Genomic DNA, 26,335 nt, shown 5'->3' on the forward strand with positions numbered 1-26,335 from the left:
GGAGCCCCCGATGAGCGTCTCACTGGACGAGGTCGTCAGCGCGTTGCGCGCGTCCCTGCTCGACAACCAGAAGCTCAGGCAGCAGAACCAGCAGCTCGCCGCCACGCTCACCGAACCGGTGGCGATCATCGGGATGAGCTGCCGGTTCCCCGGCGGCGTGCGCTCGCCGGAGCAGCTCTGGGACCTGGTCGCCGCCGGGGCCGACGCGATGGCGCCGTTCCCCGACGACCGGGGGTGGAACCTCGACGCCCTGTACGACACCGACCCGGACAGCCGGGGCACCTCGTACGTGCGGGAGGGCGGGTTCCTCTACTCCGCCGGCGACTTCGACCCCGCGTTCTTCGGCATCAGCCCCCGCGAGGCGCTGGCCATGGACCCGCAGCAGCGGCTGCTGCTGGAGGCCGCGTGGGAGGCGTTCGAGCGGGCCGGGATCGACCCGACCACGCTGCGCGGCGCACCCACCGGCGTGTACGCGGCGACCAGCAGCCAGGGCGACTACGCGGCCCTGCTGTCCGGGGTCGGCGGCGGCGTCGAGGGGTACCTCGGCACCGGCAGCGCCGCCGCCGTGGCCAGCGGCCGGATCTCGTACGCCCTCGGGCTGGAGGGCCCGGCGGTCACCGTGGACACCGCCTGTTCGTCGTCGCTGGTCGCGCTGCACCTGGCCTGCCAGGCGCTGCGGCTGGGCGAGTGCACCCTGGCGCTGGCCGGCGGGGTGTCGGTGATGGCCACCCCGACGGTCTTCGTGGAGTTCTCCCGCCAGCGTGGCCTGTCCACCGACGGGCGGTGCAAGTCGTTCGCCGCCGCCGCCGACGGCACCGGCTGGTCCGAGGGGGTCGGCATGCTGCTCGTCGAGCGGCTCTCCGACGCCCGCCGCAACGGCCACCGGGTCCTCGCCGTGGTGCGCGGCAGCGCGGTCAACCAGGACGGGGCCAGCAGCGGGCTCACCGCCCCCAACGGCCCCTCCCAGCGTCGGGTGATCAAGCAGGCGCTGGCCAACGCCGGGTTGACCGCCGACCAGGTCGACGTGGTGGAGGCGCACGGCACCGGCACCACCCTCGGCGACCCGATCGAGGCGCAGGCGCTGCTCGCCACGTACGGGCGGGACCGGCCGGCGGACCGGCCGCTGCTGCTCGGCTCGGTGAAGTCGAACATCGGCCACACCCAGGCCGCCGCCGGGGTCGCCGGCATCATCAAGATGGTCCACGCCATGCGGCACGGGACGCTGCCGTCCACCCTGCACGTCGACCGGCCCACCCCGCACGTCGACTGGTCCGCCGGGGCGGTGTCCCTGCTCACCGAGGCGATGCCGTGGCCGGAAACCGGGCAGCCGCGCCGCGCCGGGGTGTCCGCGTTCGGGGTCAGCGGCACCAACGCGCACACCATCATCGAGCAGCCCGACCCCGCCGACGTGCCGCCTCACCGCCCCGCCGGGACGCCCGCCCCGCCTGCGCCGTGGATCGTCTCCGCCCGCTCCGCGCCGGCGCTCGCGGGGCAGGCCCGCCGACTGCTGGACCACCTGACCGCCCACCCCGACCTGACCCCGGCCGACGTGGCGTACTCGCTGGCCACCACCCGGGCGGCCCTGCCGCACCGGGCGGCCGTGACGGGCGCGGACGGCGACGCGCTGCGCGCCGGCCTACGGGCCGTAGCCGAGGACCACCCGGCCCCCGGCGTGGTACGCGGGGTGGCCCGCCCGGCCGGCAAGCTCGCCTTCCTCTTCACCGGTCAGGGCGCGCAGCGCCCCGGGATGGGTGCCGAGCTGCACCGCCGGTTCCCGGTGTTCGCCGCCGCCTTCGACGAGGTGGCCGCCGAACTCGACCGGCACCTGGCCCGCCCGCTGCGCGAGGTCGTCTTCGCCGACCCGGGCTCGCCCGAGGCGGCCCTGCTGGACCGCACCGAGTTCACCCAGCCGGCGCTGTTCGCGTACGAGGTGGCCGCCTACCGGCTGGTCACCGCGTGGGGGCTGCGCCCGCAGCAGCTGCTCGGGCACTCCGTCGGCGAGCTGGCCGCGGCGCACGTCGCCGGGGTGCTGTCGCTGGCCGACGCGGCGACCCTGGTGGCCGCCCGGGGCCGGCTGATGCAGGCCCTGCCCGACGGCGGGGCGATGCTGGCGGTCCGGGCGTCCGAGGCCGAGGTGGCGCCGCAGCTCGGCGACCGGGTCGCCCTGGCCGCCGTGAACGGCCCCGCGTCGGTGGTGCTCTCCGGCGACGCCGACGCCGTGCTCGCGGCCGGCGAGCGCCTCGCCGCGCAGGGCCGGCGGACCCGCCGACTGCGGGTCAGCCACGCGTTCCACTCCGCCCGGATGGACGCCATGCTCGCCGACTTCCGGGTGGTCGCCGAGAAGGTCACCTGGCATCCGCCGAGGCTGCCGGTCGTCTCCGACCGCACCGGCGACGTGCTCACCGCCGAGCAGGCCACCGACCCCGGCTACTGGGTCGAGCACGTGCGGGACACGGTGCGCTTCCACGCCGGCGTCGCCACCCTGGCCGCCGCCGGGGTGGGCACCTTCCTGGAGCTGGGCCCGGACGGCGCGCTCACCGCGCTGGGCCGGGAGTGCCTGCCCGACGCCGACGCGACGGCCTTCGTGCCGGTGGCCCGCCGGGACCAGCCGGAGGCGGCCGGGCTGCTCGCCGCCCTCGCCGCCGTGGACCTGCGGGGCGCCGCCGTGGACTGGCCCGCCCTGTTCACCGGCACCGACGCCGCCCGCGTCGACCTGCCCACCTACGCCTTCCACCACGAGCGGTACTGGCCGGAGCCGCCCGGGTTCCACTTCGTGCCGCCCCCGGCGGCGGACCCCGTGGACGGGGACTTCTGGGCCGCCGTCGAGGCCGACGAGCCCGCCGCGCTGGCCGCCGTCCTCGGCCTCGACGGCGACCGGCGGGACGCCCTGGCCGAGCTGCTGCCCGTCCTGGGGGCGTACCGGGGTCGGCAGCGTCGACGTACGGAGCTGGACGGCCTGCGGTACCGGGCCGGCTGGACGCGGATCGCCCCGCCGACCGCCGCCGCCCCGCCGACCGGCCCCTGCCTGGTGGTCGCCCCGACCGGCGCGGACGCTGACCCCGTGTTGGCCGCGCTGCGCGCCGAGGGCCTGTCGCCGGTGCTGGTGCCCGTGGGCGACGACCCCGGCGACCTCGTCCTGCCCGCCGGGGACGCCCCGTCGGCCGTGGTGTCGCTGCTGGCGGCGGGCGCCTCGACCGGCACCGGCGCGCTGGCGGCGGGCGCCTCGGCGGGCACCGGCGCGCTGGCCGGCACCGGCGCGCTGGCCGGCACCGCCGCGCTGGTGCGGGCCCTGGGCGCGGCCGACGGCGGCGCGCCGGTGTGGTGCGTGACCAGGGGAGCCGTCGCCGTCGACCAGGACGACCCCGCGCCGGGCGTCGCCGGGGCGTACGTCTGGGGTCTGGGCCGGGTGCTCGCCCTGGAGATGCCGCGGCTGTGGGGCGGCCTGGTCGACCTGCCGGCGGAGCCGGACGACGCCGCCCTCGCGGCGCTGGCCCGGCTCGTCGCGGCCGGGGGCGACGAGGACCAGCTCGCGGTCCGGCCCACCGGGGTGTACGCGCGGCGGCTGGAACCCGCCCCGACCGGCCCCGCCGCCGACGACGAGGACTGGCGTCCCAGGGGAGCGGTGCTGGTCGACGGCGCGGCCGGAGCGCGGGGCCCGCACGTGCTGCGCTGGCTCGCCGACCGGGGCGCGGCGCACCTGCTCCTCACCGGGTCGGCCCTGCCCGCCGGGGCGGTGGCCGAGCTGACCGGGCGGGGCGTCGAGGTCACCGGTGCCGGCGATCCCGCCGCGCTGCCCGACCTGCTGGACCGGCTCGCCGCCGACGGCCACCCGGTCCGCACGGTCGTCCACGTCGCCGACGCCGGCGGGGCGGGTGAGCCGGTCGCCGGCCTGGACCCGGCGGAGCTGGCCGCCGCCGTCGCCGCCCGGGTCGCCGCCGTGGAGCAGCTCGACTCCGCCTGCGCCGGCCGGCCCGTCGACGAGTTCGTGGTCTTCACCTCCACCGCCGCCACCTGGGGTGGTGGCGGCGCGGCGGTCACGGCCGCCGTCGGCGCGGGCCTGGAGGCGCTGGCGGCCCGCCGCCGGGCCGCCGGCCGGCCGGCCACCGTGCTGGCCTGGGTGCCGTGGGCCGACGAGGTTGCCGAGCCGGGGCAGCTGCTCCGCCGGGGTGTCCGACCGCTCGACGCCGGGCTGGCCCTCGCCGCGTTGCAGCAGGCCGTGGGCCGGGGCGACGACCAGCTCGCCGTCGCCGACATCGACTGGCCCGCGTTCGTGCCGGCCTTCACCGCGGTACGGCCCAGCCCGCTGCTGCGCGGCGTTCCCGAGGCGACGGCCGCCGCCGCGGCGGACGGGTCGGCCGGGGGCGACGCCGGCGACCCGGCCCGGGCGCTGCTGACCCGGCTGACCGGCAGCACCGCCGCGGACCGACAGCGGATCCTGCTGGACCTGATCCGGGCGCGGGTGGCCACGGTGCTCGGGCACGCCTCGCCCGGGGCGATCGAGGCCGACCGGGACTTCCTGGAGCTCGGCTTCGACTCGCTGACCGCCCTGGAGCTGCGCGACGCGCTGCGCCAGGAGACCGGGGCGGAGCTGTCCGCGACCCTGCTGTTCGACCATCCCACCCCGACGGCGCTGGCCCGGCACCTGCTCGGCCAGCTCCTCGGCGCGGCCGGCGACGCGGCGACCGGAGCAGGGGACGGCGGCGGGGCGGGCGGCGGCGGGCTGCTCGGCGGGCTGTTCAACCAGCCCAAGGCCCGCGAGGACGCCGCCGGGTACGCCGAGCTGCTGGTCAAGCTCGCCCAGTTCCGGCCGTCCTTCACCGACCCCGGGCAGCTCTCCCGGCCGGCCGGGATCCTCCGGCTGGCCGAGGGCGGCGGCGGCGCGTCGCTGGTCTTCTGCTGCACCATGTCGTTGCTCTCCGGCGCGCACGAGTACGCCCGGCTCGCGTCCGGCTTCCGTGGCCTGCGCGACGTCTGGGCGCTGCCCAACCCCGGCTTCGGGGCGGGCGAGGAGCTGCCCGCCGACCTGGACGCCCTGCTTCGGGTGCACGCCGACACGGTGCTGCGCGCCGTCGGCGACGGCCCGTACGTGCTGGGCGGGCACTCCGGCGGCGCGATGGTCGCCAACGTGCTGGCCCGTGAGCTGGACCGCCAGGGCCGGCCGCCGGCCGCCGTGGTGCTGATGGACACCTACCCGGCCGACAGCGAGGTGCTCGGCGGCTGGGTGCCGGAGCTGCTCGACGGGATGACCGAGCGGGACAGCGCGTACACCCCGATGGACGACTGGCGGACCACCGCGTGGGCCGGGTACCTGCCGTTGTTCCTGGACTGGCAGCCCGCCCCGATGACGTCGGCGACCCTGCTGGTGCGGGCCAGTGAGCCGCTGGGGCAGTGGACGGGGGAGGCCGACGGCTGGCGGTCCCGGTGGCCGTACCCGCACGAGACGGTGGACGCGGCCGGCGACCACTTCAGCATGGTCGCCGACCGGGGCCCGGAGCTGGCCGCGAGCCTACAGGGGTGGCTGGCCGGGCACGGCCTGTGAGGGCCCGCGCCCCTGCGGTTCCCCCTAACGCCCCCTATTCAAAGATCCGTATCTGTCCCATAGATGACCTGGACGGGAGCATGACGACGTGGACGAGGCAGTGGTGGTCACGGAGCTGGTCAAGCAGTACCAGCCCAGCATGCCACCGGCGGTGGACGGACTGAGTTTCACCGTCACCGCTGGTGAGGTCTTCGGTCTGCTCGGGCCGAACGGCGCGGGCAAGACGACGACGATCGGGGTTTTGACCACGCGGGTGCGAGCCACCTCGGGGCGGGCCACCGTCTGTGGCGCGGACGTGATCGGCGCGCCGGCCGTGGCCCGGCAGTTGCTGGCGGTCGTGCCGCAGCGGGTGAACCTGGACCGGGCGTTGACCGTCCGGCAGAACCTGGTGTTCCACGCGGCGTACCACCGCGTGCCCCGGGCCGAGCGCAACCGGCGGGCGGACGAGCTGCTGGAGCAGATGGGTCTCACGGAGTTCGCCAAGCTCCGCACCGACTTCCTCTCCGGCGGCCTGGCGCAGCGCACGATGATCGCGCGGGCGCTGATGCACTCGCCCCGGGTGCTCTTCCTCGACGAGCCCTCCAGCGGCCTCGATCCGCAGTCGCGGCTGTTCGTGCACGACCGGATCGCCGAGCTGAAGCGGGACGGCGTGACCGTGGTGGTCACGACCCACGACATGGACGAGGCGGAGAAGCTCTGCGACCGGGTCGGCATCATCGACCACGGCAAGCTGCTCACCCTGGACACCCCCGCCGCGCTGACCCGCACCCTGCCGGGCAGCAGCACGCTGACCCTGGTGGTCGGCGCCGGCGCGCCGGCCGAGGAGGTGCAGGCCGCGCTCGGCAACATCGCGGACGTGGAGCGGGTGGAGCAGTTGCGCGGTGGGGCGGGCGGCGGCATGCCGGCGTTCCCCGGGATGCCGCCCATGCCCGTGCCCGCCGCGCCGGCCGACCCGGACGCCACCCTGTCCTTCCGGGTCTACACCGGCACCCAGCCGGCCCACGCCGTGCCGATGGCGCTGAAAATCCTCAGCGACCTGGGCTGCGAGGTCCGCGACCTCAGCATCGGCCAGCCCAGCCTGGAAGACGTCTTCATCCACCTGACCGGAAGGGAACTTCGGTGAGCGTCACCGCCCCCGCCGCCCCGTCCGCGCCGACGCGGGCGTTCACGGCGCCTCGTTCCGTGCGCTGGCTGGACCAGCTCGCCACGTTCCGCGCGGTGCTCACGCGGGACCTGTTCGTCACCGGCCGCGAGCTGGGTGCGTTCCTGGCCCAGGTCTTCATCCAGCCGCTGTTCATGTTGCTGATCTTCGGCAAGGTGCTCGGCGAGCTGGGGTACGCCAGCAACGACTTCGCCAACGTCCTGCTGCCCGGCGTCATCGCGCTGAACGCCTTCCTGATCGGCCTGGAGAACACCGCCCTGCCGCTGGTGATGGACTTCTCCTTCACCAGGGAGATCGAGGACCGGCTGCTCTCCCCGTTGGCGATCCCCCTGGTCGCCTTCGAGAAGATCATCTTCGGGGCCATCCGCGGCACGATCGCCGGCCTGGTGCTGATCCCGATCGGCATGCTCATGCTGGGGGTCACCTGGCCCGTGCTGACGGCGCTCAAGGTGATCGTGGTGCTGGCGGCCGGCGCGCTGGTCGGCGCGGCCCTGGGCCTCACGTTCGGCACCCTGGTCCCGCCGCACCGGATCCAGATCATGTTCACCGTGATCATGACGCCGCTGATGTTCACCGGCGCCACCCAGTTCCCGCTGCGGGCCCTGGACTCCCTGCCCTGGTTCCAGGTGATCTGCGCGGTGAACCCGCTGACCTACGTCAGCGAGGCCACCCGGTCGCTGGTCGCCCCGCCCGGCGTCGAGTCGGTGCCGCTCTGGCTGGACCTGGTCGTCCTCGCCGGCGTGTTCGTCGTCGCCACCGCGATCGGGACCCGCGGCTTCCTGCGCAGATCCATGGACTAGCCGTACGCGTACGCGAGAGGGGCGCCGGGTGGGAGACCACCCGGCGCCCCTCTCGCCGTCCGGTCAGGACGCCGCGCCCTGCGCCTCCTCGGCCAGCGGCTCCGCGAACGCGATGAGCCGGGCCGGCAGGTCGGTGCGTCGCTTGACGTCCAGCTTCCGGTAGACCCGGGTCAGGTGCTGCTCGACGGTGCTCACCGTGATGAACAGCTTGCTGGAGATCTGCCGGTTGGTGTGTCCCTGGGCGGCCAGGGCGGCCACCCGCCGCTCGGCCTCGCTCAGGCCGTCGTCCGGTTCCTGCGGCTCGGTGCTCGCCTGGTACGCCGGCAGCCCGCCGCCCGGCTCCCGCCGGATCAACCGTTGGGCCAGCACCGACGCCCCGCAGTCCTGGGCCAGCTGGTACGCCCGGCGGACCAGCAGCCGGGCCCGGGCGGAGTCGCCGGCCCGTTGCAGCGTCTGGCCGGTGTCGCCGAGGGCCCGGACGAGCTCCAGCCGGTCCCCGCAGGACTGCAGCAGGTTCACCGCCTCGGAGAGCAGCTTGCGCCGGTGGTCCGGGGCGGCGGTCGTGGCGAGCAGCCGCAGCGACCGCCCCCGGGTCCGGTCGTCGACCCCGTGGGCGCCCCGCAGTTGCTCCTGCAACAGCTGGGTGGCCTGCGTCTTGTTGCCGACGCTGAGCTGCACCCGGGCCAGCTCCAGTCGCCACGGCACCAGCCCGGCGACGTCGACGCCCCAGGCGCGCACCAGCTCGCCGCACCGGCGCAGGTCGGTGGTCGCCGCGTGCGGCCGGCCCATGGCCAGGTGGTGCCGGCCCCGGGCGGCCAGGTAGTGCACACCCAGCGGGGTGCGGAGCATGCCGGCCGGCACCGGGTGGGCCAGCCACCGGTCGGCCTCGGCGAACCGGCCCGCCTCGGTCGCGCAGCCGATCAGCGTGGCCAGCGGGCCGGCGATCGCCACCCCCCACGCCGGGGCGGGCAGGTCCGCCAGCGCCGTCCGGGCCTGGTGCTCCGCGCCCGGCAGGTCACCCAGGCGCAGCGCCGCCTCGGCCCGCACCGCCCGCACGATCGCCCGCCACACCGGGGCGTGCCGGGCCGCCGGCCGGTTGAGCAGCACGTCCCCCCAGACCGTCACCCGGTCGGCCCGGCCCGCCCAGAGCAGCGCCAGCAGGGGGGCGGTGAGCAGGCCCAGCGCCCCGTCGTCGGTGTGGTGCCGTTGCAGCAGCTGCTCGGCGGTGGCCACGGTGTCGTTCTCGGCGGTCGGCATCAGCGCCGTGCCGAGCACGGTCACCGCCTGCAACTGCGGGCTGATCGTCGTCGGCGCGGTCGCCGCCCGGCTCCAGGTGCTCGGGGTCTCCCGGACGGTGGCCAGATGATCGGGGTGGGAGAGGGAGACCAGCAGCTGCATCGCCCGCAGCCGGCTGGCGGCCCCGGTGGCGGCGCCGTGGTCGTCGTCGGGGGAGAAGCCGCTGACCGCCTCGGTGGCCTCGTCCACCCGGCCCTGCCAGAGCAGGTACGGCACGGCGGACAGGGCCGCGGTGGTGGACCACCCGGCAGCCCGCGCGGTCTGCACCAGCTCGGCCAGGTGCCCGTTGGCGGTCAGCGGGTTGACCTGCCAGCGGGCGTTGACCAGCATCGCGGTGGTGGTGCTGCGCTGTTGCTCGTCCACCTCGGCGCGGCCGACCAGGCGCAGGCAGGCGGCGGCGAGGTCCGGGCGGCCCGAGGCCAGCGCCTGCCCGGCGGCGTCGGAGAGCACCGGCACCACCCAGGCGCCGTCCGCCCAACCGGCGGCGACCAGGTGTTCGGCGATCACCCCCGGCTCGGCGCCGTGCTCGTGCAACACCTCGGCGGCGCGCTGGTGCAGGGCCCGACGCTCCTCGGGGGACATGTCGGCCAGGATCGAGCGCAGGATGCGCGGGTGCCGTAGCTGGTCGGTCTCCATCAGCCCGGACGCGCGCAGCACCCGCACCGCCGGCACGGCGGACTCGGGCACCACGTCGAGGAGGTGACCGAGCAGCTCCGGCGGGGCCGGGCGGTTCAGCACCGCCAACGCCTGGGCGACCCGGCGCACCCCCGGCTCGTGCCGGTAGAGGCAGCCGAGCACGGCCTGGTCGAACCCGTCGCCGGCGGTCGGGTCGGGGGTGGCGCCGTCGGCCGACTCGACCCGGCCCCGCTCGTCGATCAGGGCCCGGGTGAGCAGCGGGTTGCCGCCGGTCATGCTGAGCAGGCTCTCGGCCGTCTCGCGGGCCTGCGCGGCCTCGGTGCCGCCGCCGATCAGCCGGGCGACGGCGTCGACGGTCAGCGGCGGCAGGCTGATCCGGGAGAAGTACGGCTGGCTGAGCAGCTCCGCCCGGAACAGCGGGTGCGACGGGCGCAGCGTCGACGCCTCGGCGAGCACGATCATGATCCGTGCGTGCCGCAGCCGACGGGTGACGTAGAGCAGGCAGTGCAGCGAGGCCGGGTCCGCGTGGTGCATGTCGTCGACGGTGAGGACCAGCGGCCCGGACCTGGTCAGGTCGAGCAACGCGGTGAACAGGCCGTGCAGCAGGGGCGCCCAGACCTGCTCCCCGGAGGCGACCCCCTCACCGCCGGGCTCCGGCAGCGGTACGGCGAAGGCGGCGTCCCGCATCAGCTTCTCGACCCGGTCGGCCGCCTCCTGGTCCAACCGCGCGCTGTGGAACAGCTGCTCCAACACCCCCAGGCGGAGTCCGCGTTCCGCCCGCGAACCGGCCGCGTTGAGCACCCGCCCCCCGGCGGCCACCACCCACTCGTCGAGCGTCTCCAGCAGACTCGTCTTGCCGCTTCCCACCGCGCCCGTCACCAGCGCCACGTGTCCGCGTTGCTGCTCCTCGCAGGCGCGGAACGCCCTCCGGAGCAAGGCGATCTGTTCGTCCCGCTGCACCAGCACCACTCGGTCGGCCTTTCTCATACGCGGCGCCGAACCGGGTTACCGGTGCTGACCGACACCGCCCCTCCCGAGCCGCGCGGCAGCCCCCTCACCGCCCCCAGCCGGCGCGCCGGATAGGGGTGCGGCGCACCGGGCAGCCGTGCCGGGTGGACCTGTAAGTTCCCTTCCGGACCGCGCTCCCCAGCGAGCGGACCGGAATGCTCAGGCGAGTCTGGCACCGGGTCGGGTGTGCGACAACGTCCTTGAGACCCCACCGTTCCCGCCTCAAACCTACGGATCCCTTTGGCCGGTAGGGGTTGCGGAACGACAGTCAGGGGAGTGTCCGACCAGGACTGGGGCGATCGAAGACATAATGGACAGTCCGTGGCGCCACTGTGACTTGGCGTTGTCGAAACGCTGTCGCCGACGCCTGTCGGGTGTGCCCACGGCGAGCGACAGGGGGCGGCCCGACGACGGGGAAAAGGAAGCGAGCGGGGGTCCGGCGAGCGGGGGAGGGCTAGCGCTCCGGGTCGCCCGGGGTCGACGGCGCGTCGCCGTGCCCCGTCGGGGCCGGGCCGGGGCGGCCCAGGCGCAGCCGGACGGCGAGGTCGCTGCGGGAGTTGACGTCGAGCTTGCGGTAGATCCGGGTCAGTCGCTGCTCGATGGTGCTGACCGTGAGGAAGAGCCTCTCGGCGATCTCCCGGTTGGTGTGGCCCCGGGCGGCCAGCGTGGCCACCCGCGACTCCGCGTCGCTGAGGCCGTCGACCACCACCGCCACGTCGGAGGAGACCTCGCCGGGCCCGGCGGCCCCGGTGGCGAGGCTGGGCCGCAGCAGCGGGATGCCGCACTCCTGGGCCAGGGTGCGGGCCGCGCGGATGGCGTTGCGCGCCTGCCGCAGGTCGCCGACCTCCTGGTAGACGTGGCCGAGGTCGATGAGGCTGTGGGCGAGTTCCGCCCGGTCCCCGCTCTGGCGCAGCAGCCGGACGGCGGCGCGCAGGTGCTGGATCCGGTCCGGCCCTTCCCCCGTCGCGGCCAGGATCCGCAGCGCGAACCCCCGGTACCGCAGGTGCGTGGGTCGCAGCCGGGTCAGCTCCTCGCGGACCAGCTTCTCGGCCCGTTCGCGGCGGCCCATCCGCAGTAGCACCCGGGCGGACTCGGTCCGCCAGGGGACGAGGGCGGGCAGGTCCAGCCGCCAGGACGTCATCAGCTGACCGCAGAGCTGGAAGTCGGCGAGGGCGGCCTCCGGGCTCCCCGTGGCCAGGGCGTACAGGCCGCGCGCGTGCAGGTAGTGCAGCCCGAACGGCGTCTCGAACATCGCCTGCGGCACCGGGACCTGGAGGCAGCCGGCCGCATCGTCGAGCTCCCCCATGAGGGTGAGGACCCGCAGCCGGACGGCGAGCGGCACCCCGATCGCCACGCCCCAGCCCTTGTGGGTGAGCTGGGTCAGCGCGGTGTCGGCCAGGTCCCGGGCCCGGCTCAGGTCGCCGAGGCGCTCGGCGACCACCGCCTTCACGGCGGCGATCATCGCCGCCGGGGTGGGCTGCCGGTGTGCCGCCGGGGTGTCGCCCAGCTTCTCGGACCAGTCGCCGGCCAGCTCCAGCCGGTCGGCGTAGACCGTCGCGACGAGCGCACAGACGGCGGTCCACATGTTGCGCTCGTCGTCGAGGCCGATGGTGGTCAGCACCCGTTCGGCGTCCTCGACCACGCCGGTGTCGCCCCGTTCGAGCACGGAGGTCAGCATGGTCACGCCGTGGAGCCGCCGCTTGACCTTGGCCAGGGTCAGTGGGTCCCGGACGGCCGGCGAGGGCATCGGCCGGTTGGCCGTCACCCCGGGATAGAGGGTGGCCATCCACCCCTTGGTGATCACCAATGCCGCGGCGGAGTTCGGGTCGGCGCTGTCGGCACGTCTGCCGAGGTGGTGGACGAGCTCGACGGCCTTGTCGATCTGGCCGTGCCAGAGCAGGAACTGGATGGGGCCGGAGGCCTGCCGGCTGCTCAGGTGTCCCGCCCGCACCGCGGAGGCGACGCCGAGCAGGTGGGGCACCGCGGCCTGCGGGTCCAGCCGCCACTCGGCCCGGGCGAGGGCCGAGCGGATGCAGGCCCGCAGGCGGGCGTCGGTGCAGTCGCGGTTGGCCCGCCGCAGGTAGCGCAGCGCGGTGCCGGGCTCGCCGTCGATCAGCGCCTGCTCTCCGGCGTCCAGCAGGGTCTGGGCCATCCACGGCTCGCCCAGTTCCTCGGTCCTGACCAGATGGCGCGCGATGCGCTCCGGCGCGGTGCCGTCCTCGTGCAGCAGGCAGGCGGCCTTCCGGTGCAGCCGGGCGCGTTCCTCGGACGTCATTCCGTCGAGCACGGCCTGGACCACCGTCGGATGTCGCAGCCCGTCCTCGGTGACCAGGCCGCCGCTGGTCGACCCGTCGATCGCCCGCAGCGCCGAGTCGGCGCGGACGTCGGCGAGGTGGGGCAGCAGGCTCCCGTGCAGCGGCTCCCCGGTCACCGCGAGCGCCCGGGCGGCCTTGAGCACCAGGTGCTCGCAGCGGTACAGGCAGCTCAGCACGGCCTCCCGGAACGCCTCACCCACGATTGGCCGGTCCGGGCGTTGCCCGGTGGCGGCCAGGTGGTCGTCGCTGAGCGCCCGCACCAGCAGCGGGTTGCCGGCGGTGATCTCGTGGCACTCGTCGGCGATGCGGCGGGCGGCGGGCGCGCCGAGCCGGGTGGCGAGGAGTTGGTACGTCCCGTCGGCGGTGAGCAGGGGCAGCCGGACGCGGTGCAGCCGCGTGGGTTGCAGCAGCTCGGCGTACACCTCGGGATACCACGGCCGGGTGCGGGGCGACTCGGTGAGCACGATCAGCACGGGGAGGCCGGCGATCCGCCTCGCGGCGTAGTCCAGACAGCGTAGTGAGGGTATGTCGGCGTGGTGGGCGTCGTCGATCGCGATGACCAGGGGTGCTCGGCCGGCCAGCTCCACCAGCGCGCTGCCGAGCGCGGCGGTGGTCAGGGCGGTGCCCTCCAGGTTCCCGTCGTCGGCGTCGCCCCAGGTGAGGGCGCCCCGGTCGATCAGCCGGCCGAGGCGGTCACGGTCGCCGTCGCTCAGCGGCGCGGCCCGGACGAGTTGACGGATGACCTCCAGCGGGACGGTGCGCTCGGCGCGGGACGCACCGGCGGCGAGGAAGCGGACGCCGGATCCGGCGACCTGCCGGGCGAACGCCTGTAGCAGCGTGGTCTTGCCCCCGCCGACCGGGCCCGTCAGGACGGTCAACGGCCGGTCGTCGATGGGCCGGCCGGCCGGCCGGAGCAGGTCGGCGAGCCGGTGCTCCAGGAAGGCGAGCTGGCTGCGCCGTTCGGTCAACTCCATGGTCGTGGCCTCGGAACGAGCGCGATGTCCGCCGGCGCCGGGTGCGCCATCTTCCCAGGGCTGCCGAAGGGCCTGACGAAATCGGAGACCGGCAATTTTCGACCCATTCCCATATTGGCGAATATAGACGACCGTCTCATTGTGGAGGCGTGCCATCGATTAACTTGACTGCATGGCGCCTCCGAATCGCGGCCCCACCAGTGCCATCGACAATTTCCGCCCCCTCGGGGCTCACCCCCCGCTATCGATCGCCGTGCATGGTGGAGTATGTCAGTCCCGGAATTGGGCGGCAAGCGGGAAGTTGTAAAGGATAGGCAAACATCGGTTCGGCACCGACGGGGTGTCGCCCCCCGTCGCAACGGAAAGTCGTCGGCCGAATTCGCAACGTGATGCGGGCTGCTCATGGGCGCTTTCGACGCTTGCCGGGAATTGGTGGGAGAGGTGTCGCGGCGTTCGGCGTCGGTGCCCGCGTCGCCGTCGCGGGTCCTCGGGCGGCGGCCCCGGCGTCCCGCCCGTCGGCTTCGTGGCGGGCGCCGGCGGCCCGCGCGAGCGGCGGCCCGGAATCCGCGTTCGATGCCCGGGGTGGCCGGTCGCGGCCCGGGCCCAGCCGGTGCCGGAGTCGTCGCCGTGTGTGAAGAAGGTGCAGCTCAAGAGCCCCGATCGGGTGGCCCGGTGCCGGCGGGCCGGGTTGCCGGCCGGTGCGCGCCGGGCGGGTGTGCCCCGCCGGCGGACTCGGGCCCCCGGCCCCCGGGTGGGTGGGGTCGGCGGCGGGTCGGCGGCGCGCCCAGGGCCGGGGCTCCCGGTGCGCCTTCCGGTTGCCGAGCGGTCGGTGCCCCATCGACAAAAGGTTAAAAGAATTCGCCTTCCGCCACTGTCGCGCCCGCCCTGTGGGTGTGCGCCAGCCGCCGGTCGGCCCGTGTTCGAGGACGTCGTTAACGGTGGATGAAACGGGAGGATCCGCAGTGGCGACATCGCCACACTCTTGCCCGATTCGAACCTTTAACGGCCGATAGGCGAGATAGACGTCAATTAAGACATATGCGGCCTCAGTGGATGTTCGTGTGCCGCGTTCGCGCGATTGCCGCAGTGGCGCACGATGCATTCGACCAGACGCCCGGCATCAATATCACGAAATCCGGCCGGAATCTGATTCGTACTCTACTGCAATGGTCGTCGCCAATTAGGTCCCACCCGGCCCGGACCGGGTTTTCCCGGCTGTGCGTCGCGGGCGGAATACGCCGCACCGGCCCGCTCGCCCCGCTGCCGCCCCGCCGTCGTCAGGGCCCGGCCCCGGCCTCGGCCCCGCCCCCGCGTCGCCCGCCGAGCCGGCGCGGATCGCGTCCTACCTGGCCCGTCGGCCCGTCACGCCCCGGCAGCCCGCCCGCCGGCAGCGCCCCGGCCCGCGCGGCTAGGGGTTGTGCCAAGCGAATGGGCAGCCTAATTTCGGAGCACCCGCGCGGACGGCGGGGAAGGCCGGATATGGGCTGCACTCACCCATGACGCGAAGGGTTCTGTGGCCGTGATGTCCCAGCCACTGCCGAGACTCCACCACGTCCCCGACAGGGGTTAACGGAGATGACACTGCTGCCGGCACTGTGCGGTCACGGCACCGACCGGGCCGACGCGGTCAGGGTCGCCGGGCGGATCCTCTCCAGCGAAGCGCTGCTCGGCTGCGTGAACGCGGTCGCCGACCGGATCCGGGGTGCCGGCGCGGTCGCCGTCGAGGCGACCCCCAGCCTGGAGGCGGTGGTCGGGATGGTCGGCGCCGTTCACGCGGGCGTGCCGCTGGTGCCCGTGCCGCCGGCCGCCGACGAGCGGGAGCGCAGCCGCATCCTGCGCGAGGCCGGGGTGACCGTGGTCCTCGGCCGGGACCGCCCCGGCACCCTCGGCCTGCCGGCCGTCCCGGTCGACCTGCGGCAGCGATCCTGGACCCGGCAGCCCGAGCCGGAGCCGGGCGCCGACGCGGTGATCCTCTACACCGGAGGCACCAGCGGGCCGCCGCGCGGCGTGCGCATCTCCCGCCGGGCCATCGCCGTCGGCCTGGACCTGCTGGCCGACGCGTGGCGGTGGACCGGGGACGACGTCCTGGTCCAGGGCGCCCCGCTGTTCCGGGCGTACGGTCTGGTGGTCGGGCTGCTCGGCGCGCTGCGGGTGGGCAGCCGCTTCGTCCACCTCGACCGGGAGGCCGCCGCCGGCCCGGCCGGCACCCTGTACCTGGCGGTGCCCGGGCAGTGGGCGAGGATCGCCCGGGACCGTCCCTGGGCGCGCACCCTCGCCGGCGCCCGACTCCTGGTCTCCGGGGACGCCCCGCTCGCGCCCGCCGTGTCCGAACGTGTCCGGCTGCTCACCTCGCACTCGCTCATCCAGGGCTACGGCACCACCGAGACCCTCATCGCGCTGGCCGGGCGGGTGGACGCCCCACCGGCCGTCGGCGCGGTCGGCGCGCCCCTGCCCGGGGTGGAGGCCCGGGTCCTGGGCCGGGACGACCTGCCGGTGCCCGCCGACGGCGAGGCGGTCGGCGAGCTGAGCATCCGGGGGCCGACGCTGTTCAGCGGGTACGTCGACCGGCGCGGGCAGCGCACCGGCGCCGACGGGTGGCACGCCACCGGCGACCTCGCGACCGTGGCGGCGGACGGGTCACACCGGATCATCGGACGCCGCACGGACGTGGTGCACGGTTCCGTCCGCGTGCACGCCGGCCAGGTCGAGGAGGTGCTGCTGAGTCACCCGGGGGTCCACGACGCCGCTGTGGTCGGTATTCCGCACCGGGTCCTCGGCGAGCAGGTCACCGCGTACGTCGTCGCCGCCGAGGGGCTCACCGCCCAGGCGCTCATCGACCACGTCGGGCGGTATCTGTCGGCCTGCCAGCGGCCCCGTCGGGTGCACTTCGTCGACGAGCTGCCGCGCAGTGTGCAGGGCCGGATCAGGAAGTCGCTGCTGATCGCCGCAGGCTGAACGCGCCCGCGCCCCGGCCGGTGCGACGGAGCGTCAGCCCTCCACCCAGCCGTGCCGCCGGGCCAGCGCCAGCACCCGGGCGCGGATCGCCACGATCTGCGCACCCGTCAGGTCCGGCACGGCGGTCAGCAGGGCCTCCGTGGTCTCCGCGGAGAGGGCCCGCTCGGAGAGCACGTCGCACAGGCCCTCCTCGTCCACCGCTCCCGCCGGGACCTCCCGGGCGCGCACGGCACCGGCCGTGGCGCTCCGCTCGGCGGCGGGGGCGCCGCCGATCACCCGCACCGTGAGCGCCTTCGGGCCGCGGTCGCTCTCCACCGCCTCGTATTCCACCGGCACGCCGGGCACCATCGTCCACTTGTCGCCATCGACGGTGTTCGCGTGGACGAACACGTCGTCACCGCCGTCGTCCGGGGCGATGAACCCGTAACCCCGCACCTCGTCGAACCGCACCACTTTGCCTCTGAGCATCGCTTTCCCGCATCCGTCCGACCACTCCGCACGCCTCGGCCACCTGGGCCGGCATCCCACAGACTGGCAGGCGGCCCGGGCGGCGGGCACCCGTACCTTACCCCTATCGACCACCCAGGGGGCGGCGCGGCGACCCGGCGCACCTACCATCGGCGGGTGATCGAGCAGATCCTCCCCCCCTCCGTGGCCGTGTCCGAGTCCTTCGAGGATCCCGCCGGACTGACCCTGTTCCCCGAGGAGGAGGCGCTCGTCGCGAACTCGGTGCAGAAGCGGCGCCGGGAGTTCACCACCGTGCGGCACTGCGCCCGCCGGGCGCTCGGTGAGCTGGGCGTCGCGCCGGTGCCGATCCTCTCCGGCGCGCGCGGCGCCCCGATCTGGCCGGCCGAGATCGTCGGCAGCATGACCCACTGCGACGGCTACCGGGCGGCGGTCCTCGGCCGGGCGGCGGCGTACGCCACCATCGGGGTGGACGCGGAGCCGCACGCGCCGTTGCCCGAGGGGGTGCTCGACGCGATCGCCCTGCCGGCCGAGCGGATCCGCACGGCCGGGCTGGCCGCAGCCCGTCCCACGGTCTGCTGGGACCGCCTGCTGTTCAGCGCCAAGGAGTCGGTGTACAAGGCGTGGTTCCCGCTCACCGGCCGGTGGCTGGACTTCGCCGAGGCGGACATCGTCGTCGACCCGGCCGGGACCTTCGTGGCCGAGTTGCTGGTGCCCGGCCCGGTGCTGGGCGGCGTGCCGGTGACCGCCTTCACCGGCCGGTTCCTGGTGGGCCGGGGCCTGGTGCTCACCGCGATCAGCGTCCCGGTGCCCGCAGCCTGAGCACCGCCGCCGGCCCCGGCCGGTCAGTCGGCCGTCAGCCTCGTCTTCTGCACCTTGCCGAGGGCGTTGCGGGGCAGCGCGTCGACGAACCGCACCTCGCGGGGGCGCTTGTGTGCGGACAGCTGGCGGGCCACGAAGTCGATCAGCCCCGGCCCGTCCACCCCGTCACCCACCACGTACGCCGTGACCTGCTGGCCCAGGTCCGGGTGCGGGGTGCCGACCACGGCGGCCTCCCGGACGCCGGGGTGCGCCAGCAGGGCGTCCTCCACCTCGCCCGCACCGATCCGGTAGCCGCCGCTCTTGATCAGGTCGGTGGCGGCCCGGCCGACGATCCGGTGCCAGCCGTCCGGGTCGACGGTGGCCACGTCCCCGGTGCGGAACCAGCCGTCCGGGGTGCGGGTCGCCGCGTCGGCGTCCGGCCGGTTGAGGTATCCGTCGAAGAGGGTGGACCCGCACACCTGGAGCTCGCCCATCGCCACGCCGTCGGCGGGCAGCGCCGCGCCGTGCTCGTCGACCACCCGGGTTCGCACGCCGGGCAGCGGCACGCCGACCGTGCCCGACCGGCGGGGCCCGTCCGCGCGGGCGCTCACCGTGATCAGCGTTTCGGTCATCCCGTACCGCTCGACCACCCGGTGGCCGGCGAGCGTGGCGAGGTCGGCGAAGACCGCCGCCGGCAGGGCCGCGCTGCCCGAGACGAGCAGCCGCGCCGGGCGCAGCGCCCGCGCCGCGTCGGGGTCGGCGGCGATCCGGGACCACACGGTGGGCACACCGAAGTAGACGGAGCCGGCCGCGGCGGCGTACCGGTCGGGTCGGGGGCGGCCCACGTGGTGCAGCCGGCTGCCCAGCCGCAGCGGCCCCAGCACGCCGAGCACGAGCCCGTGCACGTGGAACAGCGGCAGGCCGTGCACCAGCAGGTCGTCCGGGGTCCAGGACCAGGCGTCGGCGAGGCCGTCCAGGCAGGCGGCGACCGCCCCCCGGGAGATCACCGCGCCCTTCGGGGCCCCGGTCGTGCCGCTGGTGTAGAGGATCAGCGCGGTGTCGGCCGGGTCCGGCTCCGGGTGGACGGTGTCCGACCCGCGGGTCGGGTCGACCGGGACCACCGGCGGGCCGGCGCCGCCGACCGGCTGCGGACCGTTCGCCGGGACGAGCAGCGCCGCCGCGCCCGAGTCGCGCAGGATGTGCTCGCGCTCCATCGGGCCCGCGTCGGGCGGCACGGGTACGACCGCCGCGCCGGCGGTCAACGCGCCCACCACCGCCACCACCGTCTCCAGGGTGGCGGTGGCCTCGACGGCCACCCGGTCGACGCCGCGCAGCTCGTCGGCGACCGCCGAGGCCCGGCGGCGCAGCTCCACCCAGGACACCACCCGGTCGTCGACCCGGACCGCGCCCGGGCGCTCGTCGTCGGACTCTGCCAGCCAACGCAGCAACGTCATGCCCTGCGCCCCTCTCCAGCGGCTCGGATCCGGCGCCGACGCCCCGCCGGGCCGACGCCACGCCGGACCTTTGCGGTCCGCCGGCCCGGCCGGGTCGCCGGTAGGGTTCGCGTGGGCGCCGGCGCGGTGCGCGTCGTCGCCGGGGGCCCGGCACGGCGGGTCCCGGGACGACCCGACCGTAGTCGGGGTTCCCCCGGCCCGGCCACCCCTACCGGCCGTCGCCGGCCGTGTCGTCGACGTCGCTCAGGAGGTGCCGCCGGTGACCGGTGAGGCGAAAGGCCGGCGGGACGCGTCCGGCCAGGTCCGGGCGGTCGTGTTCGACCTCGACGGCGTGCTGGTGGACAGCCTGGCCGTGGCCCGGGAGGCGTTCGCCCTCGCGTACGCCGAGGTGGTCGGCGAGGGGGTGGCGCCGGTCGAGGAATACTGCCGGCACCCGGGCCGCTACCTGCCCGCCACCGGGCCCCGGGACGCCCCCCGGCCGGGCCGGCGCGGCGACGGACCCGCGCGGTGCGCGGCGGGCACCCCTGTCGGGCCGGTCGGCCCCGGATGACACCCCGGTTCGTCAGTCGATGGGTTGATTCGTGACTCAGACCACCGGATGATGTCCGGCGTCGGTCGTCGCCGCGCGACCGATTCCGCGTACCGCAAGACAAGCCGCGATTCCAGGGTTCGCCCTCCCGACGGCAACCCGCACGTGACGGAGGACGACGCCCATGCCGGTCATCGAGGTGGAGCACCTGCACAAGCGGTACGGGGAGAAGGTGGCCGTCGACGATGTGTCCTTCACCGTCGAGCAGGGCGAGATCTTCGGCGTGCTCGGGCCGAACGGGGCGGGCAAGACGACCACCGTCGAGTGCGTGCAGGGGCTGCGCCGCGCCGACGGCGGCTCCGTGCGGGTGCTCGGCCTGGACCCGATCCGGGACCGCACCGAGGTGCGCCAGCGCGTCGGCGCCCAGTTGCAGGAGAGCCAGCTCCCCGACAAGCTGCGGGTCCGCGAGGCGCTGGACCTCTACCGCTCCTTCTACCGCCAGCGGGCCGACATCGACGAGCTGCTCGCCGACCTGGGCCTGACCGAGCAGCGCAACACCGCCTTCCACAAGCTCTCCGGTGGGCAGAAGCAGCGGCTCTCGGTGGCCCTGGCGCTGGTCGGGTGCCCCGAGGTGGCCATCCTCGACGAGCTGACCACCGGCTTGGACCCGCAGGGCCGGCGGGACACCTGGGACCTGGTCGAGCGGATCCGGGACCGGGGCGTCACCGTCGTGCTGGTCACCCACTTCATGGAGGAGGCGGAGCGGCTCTGCGACCGGCTGGCCATCATCGACGCCGGCCGCATCGTCGCCATCGACACCCCCTCCGGCATCCTCGCCCGCGTCGGCACCGAGCACCGGGTGCACTTCCGCCCGCTCGACGAGCTGGACGACTCGCTGCTCGCCGCCCTGCCGGAGGTGACCGGGGTCAGCCGTGGCGGCGACGAGGTGACCGTGACCGGCCCGGAGCAGGTGCTCCAGTCGGTGCTCGCGGCGCTGGCGGAGCACAAGGTCCGGTACGCCGGCCTCCGGGTCGAGCAGCCCACCCTGGACGACGCCTTCGTCTCGCTCACCGGTCGCCACGCCGGCCGGGCCGCCGCCACCCAGCCGCCGACCGACAAGAGGTCCTCGTGAACGCCCTGACCAAGCTCATCGCCGTCGAGATGAAGCTGTTCGTACGCGAACCGGTGTCGCTGTTCTTCGTCTTCGTGCTGCCGATCGGCCTGATGCTCGTCTTCGGGCTGCCCCAGCGGGGATCGTCAGCTCAGGGCGCCGGGCAGCACGGCGAGCTGACCTTCCTGCCGGCCCTGGCCCTGGCCCTCACGATCGGCATGCTGGCGCTGTTCACCCTGCCGATGGCGCTGGGCGTCTACCGCGAGCGGCGGGTGCTGCGCCGGCTCGCCACCACCCCGGTCCACCCGGGGCTGCTGCTGGTCGCGCAGGTCGTGGTGAACCTGGTGATGGGGGTGGCCGGCGCGGTGGTCACCGCAATCGGCGTTCGGTACCTGCTGGACCAGTCGTCCCCGGCGAACATGCCCGGCTTCGTGCTGGCCTTCCTGCTCGGCGTGGCGTGCCTGTTCGCCATCGGTCTGCTCATCGCCGCGCTCGCGCCGTCGGCCCGGGCGGCGCAGTCCATCGGCCCGGCGCTGTTCTTCCCGCTGCTCTTCCTCGCCGGGGCCTGGCTGCCCCGCGACCAGATGCCGACCGTGCTGGCCCGGATCGGCGACTACTCGCCGCTGGGCGCCACGGTGGACACCATCGCCGCCTCGTGGGCCGGCGACAGCCCGGCGCTGTCGCAGCTCCTCGTCCTGGCGGCCACCGCGGTGCTCGGATCCGTGCTGGCCACCCGCTTCTTCCGCTGGGAGTGACGAGCGGGATGCGAGGGCCCTTCCCGCCCGGGTGGCGGGGAGGGCCCGTCCCGTCTGCGCCTGTCGTGGCGTGATCGTTTGCAGATTTGTGAGACGACACGCCGGGCGGGAACGTGGACGCTGACGTCGTCGCCGACCGGCGGGCAACCCCGCAGCGCCGCCTTTGCTCTGCTGCCCCCGGTGCAACGCTCGCGGAGCGTTACGGTTCTGCCGACTCTCGTGCCGACACCCGACGCCAAGCGGCTGCGCGACGCTGGTACTGGTACTGGTGCTGGGCTGGGGCCGCGCGGCGGTGCTGGTCGTTGCACGGCGGTGCTGGTGTTGCGGTGGCGGCAGCAGAGCAAAGGGGGCGAGGTGGCACTACCCGCCCGGCACCCCAGCCGCTCGGACGGACGGCCGGACGGCCGGCCGGCCGGCCCCCTGTCCCACCTCACCCGCCGACCCACGTCGGCCAGGGCCCAAAACATGGTCAGGGTTCTCGGCGCGATCGATCGATCAAGCCGCAGCTACCGCACTTACCCCCCATGACGGTGGATGCCGCTACGGGGGCCCTGGCTAGGGGTCGTTAAGGGTGTCCGGTGAGTGTGACCTGGATTACTTTCTACCTAGACGAGGCTGGTCACCAGGGCGGGGGGTGGCGCCCCCGCTGGATACCCGCTCCGCACCGACGTCTCACGCGTCCGGGGCGGAGCGACAAGCGACGGAGGTCGTGCGATGACAGATTCTTCCGATTCCGCCACCGGTGTCCGAACGGCGGGCCGCATCGTCAACGATGACGACCTGAGCGCCTGGTCCGCGCGGGCGCCCATCGGCGGGGACGCCGCCAGCATCATCGACGTGGTGCTGGAGGGCGGCCCGAACAACTTCCCCGCCGAGCAGCGCAGCCACCGGATCTCCCCGGTGGAGGACAAGATCAAGGTAAGCCACTACGGCGGGTACGAGCACTTCGAACGGGACTCCGTCCACGTCGCCGACGAGCTGCCCGTGGTCTACCGCTGGACCGGCCGCACCAGGATCGCCGAGTAGCGGAAGGCAGCGCCGGGCGGTCGTCGGCGACCCGCTGAACCGGGTGGCGGCCCGGCGCGGTCGGCCACCGAACCGGCCGGGGCCCGGCTCAGGGCCGGTCGGGGGAGAGCCGGTGGGTGAGGGCGGTGTGCCGCCGGCCGGTGCCCGCGGTACGCACCGCGATGGCGAGCGCCTTGCGCGACCCGGCCAGCACCACCAACTTCCGGGCCCGGGTGACCGCGGTGTAGAGCAGATTCCGTTGCAACATCGTGTACGCGCTCATGGTCACCGGCACCACCACGGCGGGATACTCGCTGCCCTGCGACCGGTGCACCGTGATGGCGTACGCGTGTTGCAACTCGTCGAGCTCGTGGAACTCGTAGCCCACGTCCTCGTCCTCGTCGGTGCGTACGGTCAGCGTCTGGTCGTCCAGGTCCAGGGCGGTGACCACCCCCACCGTGCCGTTGAACACCCCGGCGGTGCCCTTGTCGTAGTTGTTGCGGACCTGGATCACCTTGTCGCCGATCCGGAACACCCGGCCGCCGTGCCGCCGCTCCGGGGCGCCCTCGCGGTGCGGGGCGATCGCCTGCTGCAACAGGGTGTTCAGGTTGCCGGCGCCGGCCGGGCCACGCAGCATCGGGGTGAGCACCTGCACGTCGCGGGGGCGCAGGCCGAACCGGCGCGGGATCCGCCGGGCCACGATGTCGACCACCTGCTCGGCGGTGACCTCCGGTTCGTCGCTGGGGAACAGGAAGAAGTCGGGGTGCTCGCCGAACACCGGGGCCCGGCCGGCGTTGATCCGGTGCGCGTTGACCACCACCCCGGACTCCTGCGCCTGCCGGAAGATGCGGGTGAGGCGGACCCGGGGCACGGTGTCGGCGGCCAGCACGTCGCGCAGCACCTCGCCCGCGCCGACCGAGGGCAACTGGTCGACGTCGCCGACGAGCAGCAGGTGCGCGCCGGGCGGGACCGCCTTGACCAGCTTGTTGGCGAGGATCAGGTCGAGCATGGACGCCTCGTCGACCACCATCAGGTCGGCGTCGACCGGGTTGTCCCGGTCGAAGGTGGCGTCCCCGCCGGGGCGGAGCTGGAGCAGCCGGTGCACGGTGGTGGCCGGGTGGCCGGTCAGCTCGGTGAGCCGCTTCGCCGCCCGGCCGGTGGGCGCGGCCAGCACGATCTTCGCCTTCTTCGCGGCGGCCAGCTCGATGATCGACCGTACGGTGAACGACTTGCCGCAGCCGGGACCGCCGGTCAGCACGGCCACCCGGGAGGTCAGCGCCAGCCGTACGGCCTGCTCCTGCTCCGCCGCCAGCTCGGCCCCCGTGCGGGCCCGCAGCCAGACCAGCGCCCTGGGCCAGTCCACGTCGGCGAAGGCCGGCATCCGGTCCACCGGGTCGCGCAGCAGCCGGACCAGGCTCGCCGCGAGCGCCGACTCGGCCCGGTGGAACGGCATCAGGTAGACCGCCGGGATGACGGCGCCCTCGCTGCTCGGGTTCGGCACCGCCTCGCGGACCACGCCGTCCTCGGTGGACACCAGGTCGGCCAGGCCGGCGGCGACCAGCTCCGCCGGCACCTCCAGGATCGCGGCGGCGTCGGCGACCAGGTTCGGCTCGGGCAGGTAGCAGTGCCCGCCGTCGGCGGCCTCGGAGAGGGTGTAGCGGATGCCGGCGCGCACCCGCTGGGGGCTGTCGTGCGGGATGCCCACGGCCTTGGCGATGCTGTCGGCCGTCCGGAACCCGATGCCCCACACGTCGGCGGCCAGCCGGTACGGGTCGTCGCGCACCACCGCGATCGACGAGTCGCCGTACTGCTTGAAGATGCGCACGGCGTGCGAGGTGGACACGCCGACGCCCTGGAGGAAGATCATCACCTCCTTGATGGCCTTCTGCTCCTGCCACGCCGCGCCGATCGCCGCGGTGCGCTTCCTGCCGAGGCCGTGCACCTCGGCCAGCCGGCCGGGTTCCTCCTCGATGACCCGCAGGGTGTCCACGCCGAAGGCGGCCACGATCCGGGCCGCCATCTTCGGGCCGATTCCCTTGATCAGTCCCGAGCCCAGGTAGCGTTCGATGCCCTGCACCGTCGCGGGCAGCACGGTGGTGCAGTGCTGCACCTCGAACTGCCGCCCGTAGCGCGGGTGCGACCCCCATCGGCCGACCAGCCGCAGCCGCTCCCCGGGCTGCGCGCCGGGCAGCGGGCCGACGACGGTGAGCAGGTCGTCGCCGGAGCGGTCGGTGGCGACCCGGGCGATGGTGTACCCGGTCTCCTCGTTGGCGTAGGTGACGCGTTCCAGCACCGCTTCGAGCACGCTGCCCCGCACCGGGGCGCCTGCGGTGTCGGCGGTCGGCGCGGACGGGTTGGCGGGCATCGTGACGATGATGGCAGACCCTCCGTGCCGGTCAGGGCAGCGGTCGGCAGATGCCCCGGGCGTGGTCGGTGACCGCCGCGCCGACCACGGTGGCCTCCAGCGGCAGCACCTCCAGGCAGCGCCGCACCGCGGCGGCCAGCAGGGCGTTGGGCACCCGCATGGACAGCGTGCAGTGCGGCACCCAGTGCCCCGGCCGGTAGTGCTCGGCCAGCCCGACGCCGGCCTCGGCGAGCCGGCCGTGCACGAGCGCGTGGTGGGCCAGCAGCTCGGCGGTGGGGGTCGGCCCGAGCCACAGCACCCGCCCGACGAACTGCCCGGCGTGCTGGAACGTCAGCCGCAGCGGCGCCGCCACCACCGTGTCGGCGAGGGCGGCGACGACCAGCTCCGGGTCCAGCCGGGGGGCCACCGCCAGCGACAGGTGCGGCCGGTGCCGCTGCTCCAGCAGGGAGCGCATGCTCTGCACCCCCTCGGACTCCAGGGCGTCCCACAGCACCCGGATGCGCCGGGTTGCGTCGGTGTCCAGATACAGCTCCAGTGCCGCGACCACGCCGATCACCCTAGGGCCCGAGGTTTGGCGGCCCGCTGACGCGGTACTGCGCCGGGAAAGCCCAACGTCGAGGAGGACCGGGTGGACGTGAGTGATGTGCTGACCGAGGCATACGGCCGGCTGCCCGGGCTGGTCCGCGGCGCCGTCGACGGACTGTCGCCGGAGCAGCTGCGCCGGGCACCGGCGCCCGGCGCGAACCCGGTGGGGTGGCTGGTGTGGCACCTGACGAGGGTCCAGGACCACCACGTCGCCGACCTGCTCGACGCGGAGCAGGTGTGGGTCGGCGGGGACTGGGCCGGCCGGTTCGGGCTGCCCCCCGACCCGGACGACATCGGCTTCGGGCACACCCCGGAGCAGGTCGCCACCGTCCGGCCGGACAACGCCCAGGCGCTGCTCGACTACTTCGACGCGGTCGCCGAGCGGACCCGGGGGCTCCTCGCCGGGCTGCGGCCGAAGGACCTGGACCGGGTGGTCGACGAGGCGTGGGACCCGCCGGTGACCCTCGGGGTCCGGCTGGTCAGCGTCGTCGAGGACGACCTGCAACACGTCGGCCAGGCCGCGTACGTGCGAGGCCTGCTCGGGGCGGACTGACTGACCGGTCGGGGCCGCGCGTCGTGG

14 protein-coding genes and 2 pseudogenes are annotated in these 26,335 nt (G+C 74.9%); 10 read left to right on the forward strand and 6 right to left on the reverse strand.

The window, feature by feature from the left end; genetic code table 11:
• Positions 1-10 precede the first annotated feature (10 nt).
• The 3 genes and pseudogenes from GVV04_RS34580 to GVV04_RS26645 all read left to right on the forward strand — a co-directional run.
• A pseudogene (locus GVV04_RS34580) lies at positions 11-5,539 on the forward strand (type I polyketide synthase); the annotation flags it as partial.
• Between the two features lie 88 nt (positions 5,540-5,627).
• Entirely contained in the window at positions 5,628-6,662 is a 1,035-nt protein-coding gene (locus GVV04_RS26640) for an ABC transporter ATP-binding protein (protein WP_161691688.1), read from the forward strand.
• Complete coding sequence (locus GVV04_RS26645) at positions 6,659-7,501, forward strand: ABC transporter permease (protein WP_161691690.1); 843 nt, start codon at positions 6,659-6,661, stop codon at positions 7,499-7,501. Before GVV04_RS26640 ends, GVV04_RS26645 begins: the two co-directional genes overlap by 4 nt.
• Positions 7,502-7,564: 63 nt before the next feature.
• On the opposite strand, the gene GVV04_RS26650 is transcribed toward GVV04_RS26645, so the two are convergent.
• Together GVV04_RS26650 and GVV04_RS26655 are read right to left on the reverse strand one after the other, a co-directional pair.
• Positions 7,565-10,420 (reverse strand): helix-turn-helix transcriptional regulator, encoded by a 2,856-nt coding sequence (locus tag GVV04_RS26650; RefSeq protein ID WP_201754206.1) that lies wholly within the window; start codon positions 10,418-10,420, stop codon positions 7,565-7,567.
• 475 nt (positions 10,421-10,895) lie between these two features.
• Positions 10,896-13,730 (reverse strand): AAA family ATPase, encoded by a 2,835-nt coding sequence (locus GVV04_RS26655; protein ID WP_161691692.1) that lies wholly within the window; start codon positions 13,728-13,730, stop codon positions 10,896-10,898.
• A 1,575-nt stretch (positions 13,731-15,305) separates the two neighbouring features.
• Here GVV04_RS26655 and GVV04_RS26660 point away from each other — a divergent pair.
• Positions 15,306-16,685, forward strand: a complete 1,380-nt coding sequence (locus tag GVV04_RS26660; RefSeq protein ID WP_161691694.1) for an AMP-binding protein — start codon at positions 15,306-15,308, stop codon at positions 16,683-16,685.
• 33 nt (positions 16,686-16,718) lie between these two features.
• Here the strand turns inward: GVV04_RS26660 and GVV04_RS26665 are convergent, their stop codons facing one another.
• On the reverse strand, positions 16,719-17,153 hold the full coding sequence (locus GVV04_RS26665; RefSeq protein ID WP_161691696.1) for a cold-shock protein: 435 nt from the start codon (positions 17,151-17,153) through the stop codon (positions 16,719-16,721).
• A 156-nt stretch (positions 17,154-17,309) separates the two neighbouring features.
• Here GVV04_RS26665 and GVV04_RS26670 point away from each other — a divergent pair, with 156 nt between their 5' ends.
• A complete protein-coding gene (locus GVV04_RS26670; protein WP_161691698.1) occupies positions 17,310-17,972 on the forward strand; it encodes a 4'-phosphopantetheinyl transferase family protein in 663 nt (220 codons plus the stop codon).
• 23 nt (positions 17,973-17,995) lie between these two features.
• Here GVV04_RS26670 and GVV04_RS26675 read toward each other — a convergent pair whose 3' ends face one another.
• Positions 17,996-19,405, reverse strand: coding sequence for an acyl-CoA synthetase (locus tag GVV04_RS26675; protein WP_161691700.1), 1,410 nt, complete (start codon positions 19,403-19,405; stop codon positions 17,996-17,998).
• A 259-nt stretch (positions 19,406-19,664) separates the two neighbouring features.
• Between GVV04_RS26675 and GVV04_RS33580 the strand changes: the two are divergent.
• The 4 genes and pseudogenes from GVV04_RS33580 to GVV04_RS26695 all read left to right on the forward strand — a co-directional run.
• Positions 19,665-19,856: pseudogene (locus GVV04_RS33580) on the forward strand (hypothetical protein); the annotation flags it as partial.
• A 262-nt stretch (positions 19,857-20,118) separates the two neighbouring features.
• On the forward strand, positions 20,119-21,066 hold the full coding sequence (locus GVV04_RS26685) for an ABC transporter ATP-binding protein (RefSeq protein ID WP_161691701.1): 948 nt from the start codon (positions 20,119-20,121) through the stop codon (positions 21,064-21,066).
• On the forward strand, positions 21,063-21,800 hold the full coding sequence (locus GVV04_RS26690) for an ABC transporter permease (RefSeq protein WP_161691703.1): 738 nt from the start codon (positions 21,063-21,065) through the stop codon (positions 21,798-21,800). The genes GVV04_RS26685 and GVV04_RS26690 overlap by 4 nt, the downstream gene beginning before the upstream one ends.
• A 714-nt stretch (positions 21,801-22,514) precedes the next feature.
• Positions 22,515-22,826, forward strand: coding sequence for a DUF5988 family protein (locus tag GVV04_RS26695; RefSeq protein WP_235967084.1), 312 nt, complete (start codon positions 22,515-22,517; stop codon positions 22,824-22,826).
• Positions 22,827-22,914: 88 nt separating this feature from the next.
• On the opposite strand, the gene recD2 is transcribed toward GVV04_RS26695, so the two are convergent.
• Both recD2 and GVV04_RS26705 read right to left on the reverse strand, forming a co-directional pair.
• Complete coding sequence (recD2, locus tag GVV04_RS26700) at positions 22,915-25,170, reverse strand: SF1B family DNA helicase RecD2 (RefSeq protein WP_161691705.1); 2,256 nt, start codon at positions 25,168-25,170, stop codon at positions 22,915-22,917.
• Between the two features lie 31 nt (positions 25,171-25,201).
• Positions 25,202-25,717, reverse strand: a complete 516-nt coding sequence (locus GVV04_RS26705) for a 2'-5' RNA ligase family protein (protein WP_161691707.1) — start codon at positions 25,715-25,717, stop codon at positions 25,202-25,204.
• 81 nt (positions 25,718-25,798) lie between these two features.
• On the opposite strand from GVV04_RS26705, the gene GVV04_RS26710 reads away from it, so the two are divergent.
• Positions 25,799-26,308, forward strand: a complete 510-nt coding sequence (locus tag GVV04_RS26710) for a mycothiol transferase (RefSeq protein WP_161691709.1) — start codon at positions 25,799-25,801, stop codon at positions 26,306-26,308.
• Positions 26,309-26,335 lie beyond the last annotated feature (27 nt).

This window comes from Micromonospora rubida (assembly GCF_009908295.1).
Lineage (GTDB): Bacteria > Actinomycetota > Actinomycetes > Mycobacteriales > Micromonosporaceae > Micromonospora > Micromonospora rubida.